This window comes from Streptomyces sp. NPDC096013 (assembly GCF_044763565.1).
Taxonomy (GTDB): Bacteria; Actinomycetota; Actinomycetes; order Streptomycetales; family Streptomycetaceae; genus Streptomyces.
This window is the reverse complement of record NZ_JBIWGK010000005.1, coordinates 302,149-317,467: the sequence shown is the minus strand read 5'-3', so window position 1 is coordinate 317,467 and position 15,319 is coordinate 302,149. Positions and strand designations below refer to the sequence as shown.

Here is a 15,319-nt window from a genome sequence, read left to right as displayed (position 1 = left end):
CGTGGCCGAGTTCCCGGAAGACCTCCGGAACCCGGCCACGGCGTCTCTCTTCTGACGCATCGCCACCAGCGGCCCGCCCTGTGCGACCGTGCGAACGAACTGTCGACCCCGCCGTTCCCCCGCACTGTGACGTGTGGCACCATGCAGGCCACCCCCACCGGCACAGCCTTCGCAGGAGACACTCCTAGTGCAGCACTCCGCCGTCCCGGAACTGGAACTGGCACACACCACCACCCGGCCCATCCACTGGGTCGCCACCGCCACGGCCCTCGCCGGGGTCGTAGCCCTCTCCTCCGGCCTGCAACCCGACTCCGCGCACGCCGCCCAGGCCTCGGGCCCGCAGACCAAGTCCGCGCGCAGCACCGTCTCCGCGCCCTCGACCACAGGCGTCGCCTTCCCGATCGACTGCGGCCCCGTCAAGGCCGTCGTACAGAAGAAGGCCTCCGGGGACCTCGACGGCGACGGCAGGCCGGAAACGGTCGCCGTGGTCCACTGCGACGCCGGCATGGGCACCCCGCCCGACGGCGTCTACGTCCTCACCCAGGCCGCCGGCGCCGCCTCACCGCGCGTGGTCGCCACCCTCGTCGCCCCGAAGGCCCGCGAGACCGTCACCGACTTCGCCGTACGCGACGGCGCCGTGCTCACCACACTGCTCGGCTACTCGACGGCGGACGTGCCCAGTTGCTGCCCCGACGTGAAAGAGACCGCCAAGTGGCAGTGGCAGAACGGCACGTTCGTCCGCTCCACCCCCGGCAACGCCCAGAACGTCTGACCCCCGCGCGCCCTCAGGCCGCGTCGGGCCCGTACACCTCGACCCGGTCCGCGACCCGGCGCACATGGATGCAGTCACCCGGGCACTCCTTGGCGGAGTCCACGACATCGACCAGCAACGGCAGCGGCACGCGCGTGGTGGCCCCCTTGTCCTGGAGCAACTCGTCCTCCGGGCTCTTCACATACGCCAGGCCGTCGATGTCCAGCTCGAAGACCTCGGGGGCGTACTGGACGCAGATCCCGTCGCCGGTACAGAGGTCCTGGTCGATCCAGACCTCCAGCGCCTCGCCGTCGGCCGCGGCCTCGTCCTGCACGGTGATGTCTCCTGTTTCCGCCGGGTGTTGAACTCAGTCGACCCTACCTCCGGCCGCCCTGAGGACCTTTCTCCGCGATCCCAGGTTTCACGCCACCGCATGACGGACACTGTCCGCATGCGCACTCTCCGTCAGGGACCCGCTGGCCGGTTTCCACCGGGCGTGGAAGCCGCGTCCACGGCAACTCACGTCCACCGTGAAGGGTTTTGACCAACCCGGCGTTGGAACAGTCGGCTTCTGAATCACGTTGAGTGGGTATCCACACGGCGTGAGGGAGAGCGCAGGGTGACCGACGACACACCTTGACAGTCTTTGTGATCTAGGGGTTTCAATCGACACCCACCCAGGTAGGGTCTGGAAGCGTCCAGCTCCCCTTGGAGGAGGTGAGGACCGTGGCAGCCCACGACGACGACATGAACCGCGGCATCCGCCCGGGACGAGGGTCCGACGACCCGTCCGGGCAGATTGCCTACCTTGAGCAGGAGATCGCCGTCCTGCGACGTAAGCTCGCCGACTCTCCGCGACACACGAGGATTCTCGAAGAGCGGATCGTCGAGCTGCAGACCAATCTGGCCGGGGTGTCCGCCCAGAACGAGCGACTCGCCAACACGCTCCGTGAGGCCCGCGACCAGATCGTGGCCCTCAAGGAAGAAGTCGACCGGCTCGCACAGCCGCCGGCCGGCTTCGGTGTCTTCCTCGTGGCCAACGAGGACGGCACCGCGGACATCTTCACCGGCGGCCGCAAACTCAGGGTGAACGTCAGCCCAAGCGTGGATCTCGAAGAGCTCCGCCGCGGCCAGGAAGTAATGCTCAACGAAGCGCTCAACGTGGTCGAGGCCATGGAGTACGAGCGCGTCGGCGACATCGTCACCCTCAAGGAGATCCTCGAGGACGGCGAACGCGCCCTCGTGGTGGGGCACACCGACGAGGAGCGGGTGGTACGGCTCGCCGAGCCACTGCTGGACATCACCATCCGCCCCGGCGACGCCCTGCTGCTGGAACCCCGTTCCGGCTACGTCTACGAGATCGTCCCGAAGAGCGAGGTCGAGGAACTCGTCCTCGAAGAGGTCCCCGACATCGGCTACGAGCAGATCGGCGGTCTGGGCGGCCAGATCGAGATGATCCGCGACGCGGTCGAACTGCCGTACCTCTACCCCGACCTCTTCAAGGAGCACGAACTGCGGCCGCCCAAGGGCGTCCTGCTCTACGGGCCCCCCGGATGCGGTAAGACGCTCATCGCCAAGGCCGTCGCCAACTCGCTGGCCAAAAAGGTCGCCGAGGTCACCGGACAGGCCACCGGCAAGAGCTTCTTCCTCAACATCAAGGGTCCCGAGCTGCTGAACAAGTACGTCGGAGAGACCGAGCGGCAGATCCGCCTCGTCTTCCAGCGTGCTCGTGAGAAGGCCAGCGAGGGCACCCCTGTCATCGTCTTCTTCGACGAGATGGAGTCCCTCTTCCGCACCCGTGGTTCCGGTGTCAGCTCGGACGTGGAGAACACCATCGTCCCCCAGCTGCTCGCCGAGATCGACGGTGTGGAGGGCCTTCAGAACGTGGTCGTGATCGGCGCCTCGAACCGCGAGGACATGATCGACCCCGCCATCCTGCGCCCCGGCCGCCTGGACGTGAAGATCAAGATCGAGCGTCCCGACGCCGAGGCCGCCAAGGACATCTTCGCCAAGTACCTCACCGAACGCCTCCCGCTCCACCCCGAGGACGTCGGCGAGCACAGCGGCGACAAGACCACCACCGTCCAGAGCATGATCCAGACGGCCGTGGAACACATGTACACGGAATCCGAGGAGAACCGCTTCCTGGAGGTCACCTACGCCAACGGTGACAAGGAAGTCCTCTACTTCAAGGACTTCAACTCCGGCGCCATGATCGAGAACATCGTCGGCCGCGCCAAGAAGATGGCCATCAAGGACTTCCTCGACCACAAGCAGAAGGGCATCCGCGTCTCCCACCTCCTCCAGGCCTGCGTGGACGAGTTCAAGGAGAACGAGGACCTCCCCAACACCACCAACCCCGACGACTGGGCCCGGATCTCCGGAAAGAAGGGCGAACGGATCGTCTACATCCGTACGCTCATCACCGGAAAGCAGGGCGCCGACACCGGACGCTCCATCGACACGGTGGCGAACACCGGTCAGTACCTGTAAAAAACAGGGCGGCTGCGGGTGCCCTGAGCGGGTACCCGCAGCCGACTGTTTTTCAGGCCATGACCGAACAAGGGGCGCGCGAGCCAATGACGCAAATGATCTCCCCACCAGCGCAAAGCCGTTCTAGGCTCTTCGGTACCGCCGAGTCGCGCAGTGCGGGGACGGGCACCGCACACGCACCGGAGCGCCAGCGGTACGTGAGCGGCGCCCCCGACCGGGGGCGCTGCCGGGCAAGGAGGGCCGCATGACCGTACGGCGAGTAATGGGCATCGAGACGGAGTACGGGATCTCCGTCCCCGGCCACCCCAACGCCAATGCCATGCTCACCTCGTCCCAGATCGTCAACGCCTACGCGGCGGCGATGCACCGGGCCCGGCGGGCCCGCTGGGACTTCGAGGAGGAGAATCCGCTGCGGGACGCGCGAGGCTTCGACCTCGCCCGGGAGGTCGCCGACTCCAGCCAGCTCACCGACGAGGACATCGGCCTGGCCAATGTCATCCTCACCAACGGCGCACGGCTCTACGTCGACCACGCGCACCCGGAGTACAGCTCCCCCGAAGTCACCAACCCCATGGACGCCGTCCTGTGGGACAAGGCCGGCGAGCGCATCATGGCGGAGGCCGCCGAGCGCGCGGCCCAACTCCCCGGCGCGCAGCCGATCCACCTCTACAAGAACAACACCGACAACAAGGGCGCCTCCTACGGCACGCACGAGAACTACCTGATGAAGCGGGAGACCCCCTTCTCGGACATCGTGCGCCACCTGACGCCCTTCTTCGTCTCCCGGCAGGTCGTCACCGGAGCGGGTCGCGTCGGCATCGGCCAGGACGGGCACGAGCACGGCTTCCAGCTCAGCCAGCGCGCCGACTACTTCGAGGTCGAGGTCGGTCTGGAGACCACCCTCAAGCGCCCGATCATCAACACCCGGGACGAGCCGCACGCGGACGCCGAGAAGTACCGCCGCCTGCACGTGATCATCGGCGACGCGAACCTCTCCGAGATCTCGACCTACCTCAAGCTCGGCACGACCGCCCTCGTCCTCTCCATGATCGAGGACGGCTTCATCGCCGTCGACCTGGCCGTGGACCAGCCCGTCCGCACTCTTCACCAGGTCTCCCACGACCCGACCCTCAAGCGCCTGGTCACCCTGCGCAGCGGCCGGACCCTCACTGCGGTCCAGCTCCAGATGGAGTACTTCGAGCTGGCCCGCAAGTACGTCGAGGAGCGCTACGGCTCCGACGCGGACGACCAGACCAAGGACGTCCTGATCCGCTGGGAGGACACGCTCAACCGCCTGGAGAACGACCCGATGAGCCTCGCCGGCGAACTGGACTGGGTCGCCAAGCGGGAGCTGATGGAGGGCTACCGGCGCCGCGACGACCTCGACTGGGACGCGGCCCGGCTCCAGCTCGTCGACCTCCAGTACGCCGACGTACGGGCCGAGAAGGGCCTCTACAACCGTCTGGTGGCCCGTGGCCGCATCAAGCGCCTGCTGGACGAGGACACGGTCGAGCGGGCGCGTACGACGCCTCCGGAGGACACACGCGCGTACTTCCGAGGCCGCTGCCTTGAGCAGTACGCCGACGACGTCGCCGCCGCCTCCTGGGACTCCGTGATCTTCGACCTCCCGGGCCGGGACTCGCTCCAGCGCGTCCCAACCCTCGAACCGCTTCGCGGAACGCGTAATCACGTCAAGGAGCTCCTCGACCGCTGTCGTACGGCGGAAGACCTGGTCAGGGTCCTGTCGGGCGGCTGACGGGGCCCTCGGGTCCGGGCTGCCGGGCAGGGTGGAATGTCCGGTGGCCGGGAATCATCGAGGTGGCCGCCGTACGTTGTAGGAACTGCGGGGCCGATGTCAGTCCCTGCAAGTAGGGTCTGATCAAGAACGTCGAACCGAGCGGGGTGAGGGTTATGGCGACCAAGGACACCGGCGGCGGACAGCAGAAGGCGACGCGCTCCACGGAGGAGGTCGAACAGCAGGCGGAGGAAGCGCAGGCGACAGACGACCTCAAGGAGCGCCACGAGAAGCTGAGCGACGACGTCGACTCGGTTCTGGACGAGATCGACGATGTCTTGGAGGAGAACGCAGAGGACTTCGTTCGAAGTTTCGTTCAGAAGGGCGGCGAGTAGCCTTCGAATTGAAGGTTGCGGGGGAGATTCGTCGTGACGCTCGAAGGAGATGTGAAGCGCTGTTCGCGGTGTGATCAGTACAAGCCGCGAGCAGCGTTCGCAAACAACAGGTCGATCCGGGACGGCTTGCAGAGTTATTGCCGGGAGTGTGCGGCTGCGTACCACCAACAGCGGCAGCTGGCAAAGGGACGCAAGGTCCGACCCAGGGTGGATACGCCTGAGGGGCACAAGTACTGCCGCACCTGTGGCGAGATCAAGCCGCACAGCGAATGGCCCCGGAACGGGAGCTCCTCGGATGGATTGGGGACACTCTGCAAGGCGTGCAAAGCGTTGAAGGGGCGTGCCCACCATCTGAAGCGCAACTACGGCCTCACCGAAGCCGAACGCGACGCGATGGTCGCCTCTCAGATGGGGCTCTGCGTGATCTGTTTGAAAGCCCCGGCCATTCATGTGGATCACTGCCATGAGACGGGTAGGGTCCGTGGCGTACTGTGCTTCAACTGCAATTCGGCCATCGGCAAGTTGGGAGATGATCCCGACGCTGTTCGTCGGGCTGCCGCCTACTTGGAAGGATCCTCGTGGAAGCCAACACTCGTAGCACCGGGCGTCTACCAGCTGCCTTCCTGACGCCTGGGTCGTCGTCCTTCATGGACTTCCTCTCCGACCATCAGCCGGAGATGCTTCCGGGCAACCGGCAACTGCCGCCCACCCAGGGCGTCATCGAGGCCCCGCACGGCACGACGATCGTCGCTGTCACGTTCCCCGGCGGTGTCGTGCTCGCCGGTGACCGGCGGGCCACCATGGGCAATGTCATCGCGCAGCGGGACATCGAGAAGGTGTTCCCCGCGGACGAGTACTCGGCCGTCGGCATCGCCGGCACCGCCGGACTCGCCGTGGAGATGGTCAAGCTCTTCCAGTTGGAGCTGGAGCACTTCGAGAAGGTCGAAGGCGCCCAACTCTCCCTGGAGGGCAAGGCGAACCGACTGTCCACGATGATCCGTTCCAACCTCGGCATGGCCATGCAGGGCCTCGCCGTGGTCCCCCTCTTCGCCGGTTTCGACGTGGACCGCGGCATCGGCCGCATCTTCTCCTACGACGTCACGGGCGGCCGTTCCCAGGAGCACGGCTACGCGGCCACCGGCTCCGGCTCGGTCTTCGCGCGCGGCGCCATGAAGAAGCTCTTCCGCGACGACCTGACGGAGGCCGAGGCCACGACCCTGGTGGTCCAGGCCCTCTACGACGCGGCCGACGACGACTCGGCGACCGGTGGTCCCGATGTCGCCCGCCGGATCTACCCGATCGTCACCGTGATCACCGAGGACGGCTTCCGCCGGCTCACCGACGACGAGTCCTCCGAGATCGCCCGCTCGATCCTGGAGCGGCGACTGCAGCAGCCCGACGGCCCGCGCGCCGCGCTGCTCTGACCGAGGGCCCGTTCTCATCAAGGTGATCCACTGACTTCGACGGAACTTTAAAGAGAGGGACGGATACCGGTGTCGACGCCGTTCTATGTCTCACCCCAGCAGGCCATGGCCGACCGGGCGGAGTACGCCCGCAAGGGCATCGCCCGTGGCCGCAGCCTGGTCGTGCTGCAGTTCGCCGACGGCATTGTCTTCGTCGGTGAGAACCCGTCCCGCGCGCTGCACAAGTTCAGCGAGATCTACGACCGGATCGGGTTCGCGGCCGCCGGAAAATACAACGAGTACGAGAACCTGCGGATCGGCGGTGTGCGCTACGCCGACATGCGCGGCTACACCTACGACCGTGCGGATGTGACCGCCCGGGGTCTCGCCAACGTCTACGCCCAGACGCTCGGCACGATCTTCTCCAGCGCGGCCGAGAAGCCGTACGAGGTGGAGCTGGTCGTCGCGGAGGTCGGGGACACGCCGGACGGCGACCAGATCTACCGGTTGCCGCACGACGGTTCGATCGTGGACGAGCACGGCTCGGTCGCGGTCGGCGGCAACGCCGAGACGATCAGCAGCTATCTGGACCAGCGGCACCGCGACGGCATGACGCTCGCGGAGGCGCTCAAGCTGGCCGTACAGGCCCTGTCGCGCGACACGAACGGCAGTGAGCGGGAGATCCCCGCGGAACGCCTGGAGGTCGCGGTCCTGGACCGTACGCGTCCGCAGGCCCGCAAGTTCAAGCGGATCGTCGGCCGTCAGCTGTCCCGCCTGCTGGAGGGCGAGAACGCGGACACGTCGTCGGAGGAGACCGACGGCGACGACGAGGAGTAGGCGGCCTCGTCCAGCCTTTTCGCGCGCCCCGGCCGGTCATCGGCCGGGGCGCACGGCGTTGGTGGGCCACAGGGGCGTCAGGGGGCGCCTGGTGGTGCCGTGGAGCCCCGGACGACCAGTTCCACCGGGATGTCCCCCTCGTGCGGTGTGCGGCCGTCCAGGACGGCGAGGAGGGCGCGCATGCCGTGTTCGCCGAAGAGTTCGGCGTCGAGGCGGACGGTGGTGAGTTCGGGGTCGAGGGCGGTGGCGAGGGCCAGGTCGTCGAGACCGGTGATCGAGAGGTCGTCGGGGATGCGCAGGCCGAGGCGCCGGGCGGCCTTGTAGGCGCCGGCGGCGAGTTTGTCGTCGTCGCAGACCAGGGCGGTCGCCCGTGACCCCGGGTCGGCGAGCGCGGCCTCGGCCGCCTTCAGGGCGCCGTCGATCGAGATGGGGGCGCGGGTCGTCCGCACCGAAGTGCCCGTCACCGCGCCGACCCGTGCGGCGAGTTCACGCGCGCGTGCCTCGAAGGTCCAGGACGGGATGTCCGCGGCGAGGTGCAGGAAGTGGCGGTGGCCCAGGGTCAGCAGGTGGTCGGCGACCTGGCGGACGCCGTCGGCGATGTCCAGGTTGACGGTGGCGGCGCCGAGGCTGCCCTTGGGGTCGCTGTCGAGCATGACCAGGGGTAGCTGGTCGCCGCGGATCGCGGTGAGGGCGTCGGCTGCCATGGAGGAGGCGATGACGCCGTCGAGGGCTGCCTGGGCGGAGGCGAAGGGGTCGCGGGCGGGGCCGATGCCTTCGGGGGAGGGGTAGAGGACCACGCCGAAGCCGTGTTCGGCGGCGACGCGGGCGGCGCCGGTGTAGACGCCGGCGAAGAACTCCGTGGTCAGCGCCGGGACGACGAGAAGGACCGTGCGGGTGCTGCCGAGGCGGAGGTTGCGGGCGGCGAGGTTGGGACGGTAGCCGAGCTCGCGGGCGGCCTCGCGGACGCGTTCGGCGGTGGTGGCGGAGACCCGGCCGCGCCATTTGTCGCCGAGGACGAGGGAGACGGCGGCCTGGGAGACGCCGGCGGCCTGCGCGACGTCGCGGCTCGTGGGGCGGGTGCTGCCTGCTGCCACCGTCGGCCTGCTCCTTCGTAGGGACTCCGTATGGACGTGCGAACAGCGCACATGGTACGTATGGCAGTGGACGTTATACGTAAAACCTCATGGGTGACGGTGAGGGGGAGGGCGGTTCGAGGCCGTGGGATATCTGGAGATCCTCAGGGCGAGGCACGCCACCCGGCTGCTCGTGGGCACGCTGGTGGGCCGGTTGCCGAACGCCACCGCCGCGATCGCCATCGTGCTGTTCATCCGCGCGGAGGGCGGCACCTACAGCCTCGCGGGAGCGCTGGCGGCCGTCTACGGCATCGCCAACGCCGTCGGGCAGCCCCTCCTGGGGCGGCTGGTGGACGTCCACGGGCAGCCGCGGGTCCAGCTGCCGGCCGCGGTCCTGTCGGCGCTCGCCATGGCCGTCTTCGCCTTCCGGGGCACCGATCCACTGCCCCTCGCCTACGTCGCCGTCGCCGCCGCCGGGCTCTTCGCGCCGCCCCTGGAGGGCGGTCTGCGGGCGCTGTGGCCGGCCGTGCTGGGCCGGGAGGAGCAGGTGCACACGGCGTACGCGATGGACGCGGTCGCCCAGGAAGTCATGTTCACCGTGGGGCCGTTGCTCGTGACGGTGTTCGTGTCGCTGTGGTCGGCCCCGGTGGCGCTGCTCGTGCTGAACGTCATCGGGGTGCTGGGCGCCCTCTCCGTGGTCGTGTCGCCCCCCTCGCGCGCGTGGCGCTCGGCCCCGCGTGAGGCGCACTGGCTGGGCGCGCTGCGCTCGCCGGGGCTGCTGGCGCTGCTGGGCGCCTTCCTGTTCGTAGGGATGGCGCTCGGGTCGATCACGGTCGCCTCGGTGTCGTACGCGGACGCGCACGGCGGTGACGTGGTCTACGGGTGGCTCATGGCCGCGATCGGCCTGGGGGCGCTTCTCGGAGGCACCGTCTACGGGGCGCGGCAGTGGAGCGGGGTGCCGGAGCGGCGACTGCGGGTCCTGGTGGGGCTGCTGGCGGTGTGTTACCTGCCGTTGACGCTGATGCCGGGGGCGGTCGCCATGGTGCTGCTGACCGTGCTCGCCGGGGTGTTCCTCGCGCCCGCGCTCGCCTGTGCGTTCATCATGGTCGACCGGCATGCCCCGAAGGGCACGGTCACCGAGGCTTTCTCATGGCTTGTGACGACGTTCACCGTGGGCGCGTCGGTCGGAACGGGCGTCGCGGGACCGGTCGTGGAGGCCGGTGGCGCGCTGTGGGGGTTCGCCGTACCGGGGGCCGCGGGGGCGGTGTCGTTGCTGGTCCTGCTGGCGACCGGACGGGTCCTCGCAGCTCCCGCCGGGGGCGGGGTGATTGCGGCTTCATCGGAAAATGATCCAAACCGTGCCGTCGAACCCCGTTTCAGCACAGGGGATCGGGCGTAATGTTCAGTCATGGACCGCCGCATTTTCGGGCTGGAGAACGAGTACGGCGTCACGTGTACGTTCAGGGGACAGCGACGTCTGTCTCCCGACGAAGTGGCTCGGTACCTCTTCCGCCGTGTCGTGTCATGGGGCCGCAGCAGCAACGTCTTTCTGCGAAACGGCGCCCGGCTCTATCTCGACGTGGGCTCACATCCGGAATACGCGACCCCCGAATGTGACAACGTGACCGAACTGGTCACCCACGACAAAGCCGGCGAGCGCATTCTCGAAGGACTCCTGGTGGACGCCGAACGACGCCTGCACGAGGAGGGAATCGCGGGCGACGTCTACCTCTTCAAGAACAACACCGACTCGGCGGGCAACTCGTACGGCTGCCACGAGAACTACCTGGTGGCACGGCACGGCGAGTTCTCCCGGCTCGCGGACATCCTCATCCCGTTCCTGGTCACGCGTCAGCTGCTGTGCGGCGCGGGCAAGGTGTTGCAGACTCCGCGCGGTGCCGTGTACTGCGTCAGTCAGCGCGCGGAGCACATCTGGGAAGGCGTCTCCTCGGCGACGACGCGTTCCCGGCCCATCATCAACACCCGCGACGAACCGCACGCGGACGCCGAGCGCTACCGCCGTCTCCACGTCATCGTGGGCGACTCGAACATGTCCGAGACGACCATGCTGCTCAAGGTCGGTGCCACCGACCTGGTGCTGCGCATGATCGAGGCGGGCACGGTGATGCGCGACCTGACCCTGGAGAACCCGATCCGGGCGATCCGCGAGGTCAGTCACGACATCACGGGCCGGCGCAAGGTGCGTCTGGCCAGCGGCCGCGAGGCCTCCGCGCTGGAGGTGCAGCGCGAGTACTACGAGAAGGCCGTGGACTTCGTCGAGCGCCGCGGCATCCGTACCGGCACCGTCGAGCAGGTCCTCGAACTGTGGGGCCGGGTGCTGGACTCGATCGAGGCCGAGGACCTCGACCGGATCGGCACCGAGATCGACTGGGTCATGAAGTACCAGCTGATCGAGCGGTACCGGGCCAAGCACAACATGACCATGTCCCACCCGCGGGTCGCCCAGATCGACCTCGCCTACCACGACATCCACCGTCGCCGAGGGCTCTACTACCTCCTGGAGAGGAAGGGCCAAGCCGCCCGGATCTGCAACGACTTGAAGATCTTCGAGGGCAAGTCCGTTCCGCCGCAGACCACTCGGGCCAGGCTCCGCGGTGACTTCATCCGCAGGGCCCAGGAACAGCGGCGGGACTTCACCGTCGACTGGGTCCATCTCAAGCTCAACGACCAGGCACAGCGCACGGTGTTGTGCAAGGACCCGTTCCGTTCGGTGGACGACCGGGTGGAGAAACTGATCGCCGGGATGTAGGCAGAAACATCCGGACACCGACGTCCGGATACATATTCGGTACGCCACACGGGCCCCGTACGTTTCACGTACGGGGCCCGTCGCGCACCGTAGAGTTGCGCGCACGCCATCAACAAGATCGACCGATTACGAGGCCCCCACCGTGCGTCGACGCTCTGTTCTTCTCGCTGTTCCCGCAGGACTTGTGACGATCGCGGGGTGCGGTGACAGCGGCTCCTCCTCCAGCAAGGCCAGCGCGTCGCCGTCGCCCTCGCCGTCCTCGTCCGCCTCCGCGGTGCCGCCGCCGAAGCTGGTGGACGGTCCGCTGCCGGCGATCACCGCGGGCACGAAGTTCGACGAGAAGCCCACCGTGGCCAAGGGCAGCGGCGATCCGTCCAAGAACCTCGCGGTGAAGACGGTGATCGCGGGCAGCGGCAAGGCCGTCGCGGAGAACGACTTCGTCCAGGTCAACTACCTCGGCCAGGTGTGGTCGACGGCCAAGGTCTTCGACAACTCCTACGACCGCAAGACCCCGTTGGTGATCCAGCTCGCCCAGGGCGGCATCATCGACGGCTGGCGCTACGGCCTCGCGGGCCGCAAGGTCGGCAGCCGCGTCGAGATGGCCGTACCGCCGACCTGGGGCTACGGCACGACGGGCAACGCGCAGGCGGGCATCAAGGGCACCGACACGCTGGTCTTCGTGATCGACATCCAGGACTCCTTCAACGCCAAGAGCTCCGCCAAGGGGACGACCGTCGCGCAGTCCGACGCCGCTCTGCCCAAGGTCGGCACGAACACCGACGGCAAGGCCCCCTCGGTGACCATCCCGAAGGCCGACCCGCCGAAGAAGCTGGTGTCGAACTACGTCCTGGAGAGCGACGGAGCCGTCGTCAAGGAGACGCAGTCGATCCTGTGCCAGTTCAAGGGCGTGGTCTGGAGCACCGGCAAGGAGTTCGAATCGACGTACACCCAGGGCCGGTTGAGCCAGTTCGCGATCAAGGACATGGAGTCGGTCGTCAAGGGCCTGGCGCAGGGCATCACCGGCAAGAAGGTCGGCAGCCGCATCATGATCGTGGCGCCCGCTGACCTCGCCTACGGCAACAACCCGCCGAGCGGCGGCGCCATCAAGAAGGGCGACACCCTGGTGTTCTCCGTGGACATCCTGGCGGCCATGTGACCCCAGTGGGGTCGGGCCTGGCCGGAGCACGGATTCGGCCGGTCTGCGAGACTGTCGGAGTTGCCTTGTCGTACACAAGCAGGAGCTAGAGACGTGAGCATCGAGAAGCCCGAGATCGACTTCCCGGAGGGCGAAGCCCCGGCCGACCTGGAGATCAAGGATCTCTGGGAGGGCGACGGCGAGGTCGCGGTGGCGGGCCAGAACGTCACCGTCCACTACGTGGGAGTGTCCTTCAGCACCGGCGAGGAGTTCGACGCCAGCTGGAACCGCGGTACCCCGTTCAAGTTCCCGCTCGGTGGCGGCCGCGTCATCAAGGGCTGGGACCAGGGCGTGCAGGGCATGAAGGTCGGCGGCCGTCGCCAGCTGACCATCCCCGCGCACCTCGCCTACGGCGACCAGAGCCCGACCCCGGCGATCAAGCCGGGCGAGACCCTGATCTTCGTGGTCGACCTCATCGCCGTCTGATCACCGGTTCCGACCGGACCCGATCATCTGGGGCCCATGCCTGCTGGGGCATGGGCCCTCGGCTTTTGTCAGGCCCGCGCGGGGCGGTACGGTCATCGTTCGTACGTACATGAGGAAGGCGAAGGGCGTCGATGGCCATTGCCAAGGCCGAGCGGCTGATGAACCTCGCGCTGTGTCTGCTCGGGACACGGCGGCCGCTCAGCAAGCGTGAGCTGCGCGAGTCCATCGAGGCGTACCTCGAAGCGGGCTCCGACGACTCCTTCAACCGGATGTTCGAGCGCGACAAGGACGATCTGCGCGAACTCGGGCTCGTCATCGAGACGGTGGAGAACCTGGACGGCGAGGTCGGCTATCTCGCCCGCCGCGACAGCAACCGCCTGCCGCCCATCACCCTCGACGCCGAGGAGGCCGCCGCGCTCGGTCTCGCCGCCAAGGTGTGGCAGCAGGCCCGGCTCGCCGGTGCCGCGAGCGGCGCCCTACAGAAGCTGCGCGCCGCCGGGATGCCGGAGGACCTCGACCCGTACGAGCCGCACGGCGCCCTGGAGCCGCGGATTCCGGTGCACGAGGCGTCGTTCGAGCCGCTGATGCTGGCCTGCCGCGACCGCCGTCCGGTGGTCTTCGAGTACCGCAAGGCCACCGCCGCCCGCCCCGAACCCCGCAACGTCGAGCCGTGGGCGCTGGAGTGCTGGCGCGGCCACTGGTACCTCGCCGGCTGGGACCGCGACCGGGGCGCCGAGCGCGTCTTCCGGCTGTCCCGGATCACCGGCAAGGTCCGCTCGCGCAACGGACGGTTCACCGCGGACATCCCCGACGTCGTCACCGTACGGGAGACCGTCGCGAGCTGGGCGGGGGAGACCGCCGACCGCTCCGCGCTGATCCGGCTGCGCACGGGCTCCGGTTACCCCTTGCGGGCGAAGGCCACGGCGGTTCGGGAACTCGGCGACGGCTGGGACGAGTTGGAGATTCCGTACGGCCATGGGCTGGACGCCTGGCTGGTGGAGTTCGGCCCCGATGTGGTCGTCCTGGAGCCGGCCGAGCTGCGGGCCGACGTAGTGGACCGGCTGCGTGCCGTGGCCAAGGGCTGAGGGGGAGCGGAAGAGAACTGTGGCAGGCAAACCGGTCAGGCCCGTCAACGCCATCGACCAGACCCGGCGGATGCTCTCCCTGGTGACCTACCTGAAGGAGCGTCCCGGAGCGCGCATCGAGGACGTCGCCCGCGCCTTCGGGATCACCGAGGACGAGCTGGTGTCCGACCTCGATGTGCTGCCCATGTGCGGGACCAGCTTCCGGGGCGGCGACCTGCTCGACATCGACACCGACGGCGACCGCATCTGGTGGCACAACCCGGACGACGTCGCCGAACCGCTGCGGCTCGCCGCCGACGAGGCGACCGCGCTCCTGGTGGCCGCCCGTGCCGTGTCGACCCTCCCGGGCCTGCGCGAGAGCGACCGGCAGGCACTGCTGCGGGCCAACGCCAAGCTGGAGGCGGCGGCCGGTGAGGCGGCCGGGGCCAGCGCGCGGCTCTCGGTGACCTTCGAGTCCGAGGGCGGGGTCTTCGCGGACGTCGACCGGGCGATCTCGGAGCGCCGCCGGCTGTGGATCCGCTACTACTCGCCCGCCCGGGACGAGCTGAGCGAGCGCGAGATCGACCCCATCCGCCTGGTCAGCGTCGGGCACACGTACGTGGAGGCCTGGTGCCGCCGCTCCGAGGCGCGCCGCACCTTCCGCCTGGACCGGGTCGCCGAGATCAAGATCCTCGACGAGCCGTCCGCGCCCCCCGAGATCGAACTGCGGGACCTGTCCGAGGCGTTGGTGCAGCCCGCCGCCGAGGACCCCGAGGTCGTGGTCGAGGTCGGCCCGGGCGGGCGCTGGGTCGCGGAGTACTACCCGCACGACAGTGCCGATGAGCTTCCCGACGGCGGGCTGCGTATTACCTTGCGCACCCCCGACCCGACGTCCCTGAGACGCCTGGCCCTGCGGCTGGGTGGCGACGGCCGGATCGTCTCTCCGAGCGACCTCGCCGACAGCGCCCGCCGGGCCGCGCGCGAGGCACTGGCGGCGTACGACGGGCCGCAGGGTGTGGTCGACGCGGTGCACGGTGTCGACGAGAGGCCGCAGTGAGCCGTAACGGCTGAAGGCGCCCCGAAGGCGAACGACCAAAGGAAAGAGGAGCAGGGGCTGTGAGCGAGTCGACGACGACTGGTGTCCCGGGTGTCTCCGGTGCCGAGGGCGTTTCCGGTG

Annotated in this window: 15 protein-coding genes; 13 read left to right on the top strand and 2 right to left on the bottom strand. The window is 68.5% G+C overall.

The features are described 5' to 3' along the window. Nucleotides 1–187 precede the first annotated feature (187 nt). On the top strand, nucleotides 188–772 hold the full coding sequence (locus tag ACIRB1_RS19545) for a hypothetical protein (RefSeq protein WP_403466357.1): 585 nt from the start codon (nucleotides 188–190) through the stop codon (nucleotides 770–772). Between the two features lie 13 nt (nucleotides 773–785). On the opposite strand, the gene ACIRB1_RS19540 is transcribed toward ACIRB1_RS19545, so the two are convergent. Beyond that, nucleotides 786–1,091 carry a ferredoxin gene (locus ACIRB1_RS19540; RefSeq protein WP_403466502.1) on the bottom strand — a complete coding sequence of 102 codons (306 nt, stop codon included), beginning with the start codon at nucleotides 1,089–1,091 and terminating at the stop codon, nucleotides 786–788. Nucleotides 1,092–1,477: 386 nt separating this feature from the next. Here ACIRB1_RS19540 and arc point away from each other — a divergent pair, with 386 nt between their 5' ends. The 6 genes from arc to prcA all read left to right on the top strand — a co-directional run bounded on the left by arc (nucleotide 1,478) and on the right by prcA (nucleotide 7,614). Continuing rightward, entirely contained in the window at nucleotides 1,478–3,244 is a 1,767-nt protein-coding gene (gene arc, locus ACIRB1_RS19535; protein ID WP_328832465.1) for a proteasome ATPase, read from the top strand. Nucleotides 3,245–3,488: 244 nt separating this feature from the next. Beyond that, nucleotides 3,489–5,000: a depupylase/deamidase Dop gene (gene dop / locus ACIRB1_RS19530; protein ID WP_352112369.1), complete on the top strand. Its 1,512-nt coding sequence runs from the start codon at nucleotides 3,489–3,491 to the stop codon at nucleotides 4,998–5,000. Nucleotides 5,001–5,155: 155 nt separating this feature from the next. After that, on the top strand, nucleotides 5,156–5,374 hold the full coding sequence (locus ACIRB1_RS19525; protein WP_401196475.1) for a ubiquitin-like protein Pup: 219 nt from the start codon (nucleotides 5,156–5,158) through the stop codon (nucleotides 5,372–5,374). A 51-nt stretch (nucleotides 5,375–5,425) separates the two neighbouring features. Then, on the top strand, nucleotides 5,426–6,001 hold the full coding sequence (locus ACIRB1_RS19520; protein WP_403466501.1) for an endonuclease VII domain-containing protein: 576 nt from the start codon (nucleotides 5,426–5,428) through the stop codon (nucleotides 5,999–6,001). Then, on the top strand, nucleotides 5,953–6,798 hold the full coding sequence (prcB, locus tag ACIRB1_RS19515) for a proteasome subunit beta (protein ID WP_352180287.1): 846 nt from the start codon (nucleotides 5,953–5,955) through the stop codon (nucleotides 6,796–6,798). The genes ACIRB1_RS19520 and prcB overlap by 49 nt, the downstream gene beginning before the upstream one ends. Nucleotides 6,799–6,867: 69 nt before the next feature. Beyond that, nucleotides 6,868–7,614: a proteasome subunit alpha gene (gene prcA, locus ACIRB1_RS19510; RefSeq protein ID WP_266767097.1), complete on the top strand. Its 747-nt coding sequence runs from the start codon at nucleotides 6,868–6,870 to the stop codon at nucleotides 7,612–7,614. 77 nt (nucleotides 7,615–7,691) lie between these two features. Here the strand turns inward: prcA and ACIRB1_RS19505 are convergent, their stop codons facing one another. After that, nucleotides 7,692–8,708, bottom strand: a complete 1,017-nt coding sequence (locus tag ACIRB1_RS19505) for a LacI family DNA-binding transcriptional regulator (protein ID WP_403466356.1) — start codon at nucleotides 8,706–8,708, stop codon at nucleotides 7,692–7,694. A 124-nt stretch (nucleotides 8,709–8,832) separates the two neighbouring features. Here ACIRB1_RS19505 and ACIRB1_RS19500 point away from each other — a divergent pair, with 124 nt between their 5' ends. The 6 genes from ACIRB1_RS19500 to ACIRB1_RS19475 all read left to right on the top strand — a co-directional run bounded on the left by ACIRB1_RS19500 (nucleotide 8,833) and on the right by ACIRB1_RS19475 (nucleotide 15,199). Continuing rightward, nucleotides 8,833–10,086, top strand: a complete 1,254-nt coding sequence (locus ACIRB1_RS19500; protein ID WP_403466355.1) for an MFS transporter — start codon at nucleotides 8,833–8,835, stop codon at nucleotides 10,084–10,086. Nucleotides 10,087–10,095: 9 nt separating this feature from the next. Further along, entirely contained in the window at nucleotides 10,096–11,457 is a 1,362-nt protein-coding gene (pafA, locus tag ACIRB1_RS19495; protein ID WP_171143128.1) for a Pup--protein ligase, read from the top strand. Nucleotides 11,458–11,599: 142 nt separating this feature from the next. Beyond that, entirely contained in the window at nucleotides 11,600–12,613 is a 1,014-nt protein-coding gene (locus ACIRB1_RS19490) for an FKBP-type peptidyl-prolyl cis-trans isomerase (RefSeq protein ID WP_352180290.1), read from the top strand. Between the two features lie 93 nt (nucleotides 12,614–12,706). Further along, nucleotides 12,707–13,078 (top strand): FKBP-type peptidyl-prolyl cis-trans isomerase, encoded by a 372-nt coding sequence (locus ACIRB1_RS19485; protein ID WP_352180291.1) that lies wholly within the window; start codon nucleotides 12,707–12,709, stop codon nucleotides 13,076–13,078. A gap of 131 nt (nucleotides 13,079–13,209) precedes the next feature. Beyond that, complete coding sequence (locus ACIRB1_RS19480; RefSeq protein WP_352180292.1) at nucleotides 13,210–14,163, top strand: WYL domain-containing protein; 954 nt, start codon at nucleotides 13,210–13,212, stop codon at nucleotides 14,161–14,163. A 19-nt stretch (nucleotides 14,164–14,182) separates the two neighbouring features. Then, complete coding sequence (locus ACIRB1_RS19475) at nucleotides 14,183–15,199, top strand: WYL domain-containing protein (RefSeq protein ID WP_352180293.1); 1,017 nt, start codon at nucleotides 14,183–14,185, stop codon at nucleotides 15,197–15,199. Nucleotides 15,200–15,319: the final 120 nt, after the last annotated feature.

Coding starts and splice junctions, on each gene's coding strand:
- ACIRB1_RS19480 (WP_352180292.1), top strand. CDS start 13,210: ATGGCCATTGCCAAGGCCGAGCGGCTGATGAACCTCGCGCTGTGTCTG.
- pafA (WP_171143128.1), top strand. CDS start 10,096: ATGGACCGCCGCATTTTCGGGCTGGAGAACGAGTACGGCGTCACGTGT.
- ACIRB1_RS19525 (WP_401196475.1), top strand. CDS start 5,156: ATGGCGACCAAGGACACCGGCGGCGGACAGCAGAAGGCGACGCGCTCC.
- dop (WP_352112369.1), top strand. CDS start 3,489: ATGACCGTACGGCGAGTAATGGGCATCGAGACGGAGTACGGGATCTCC.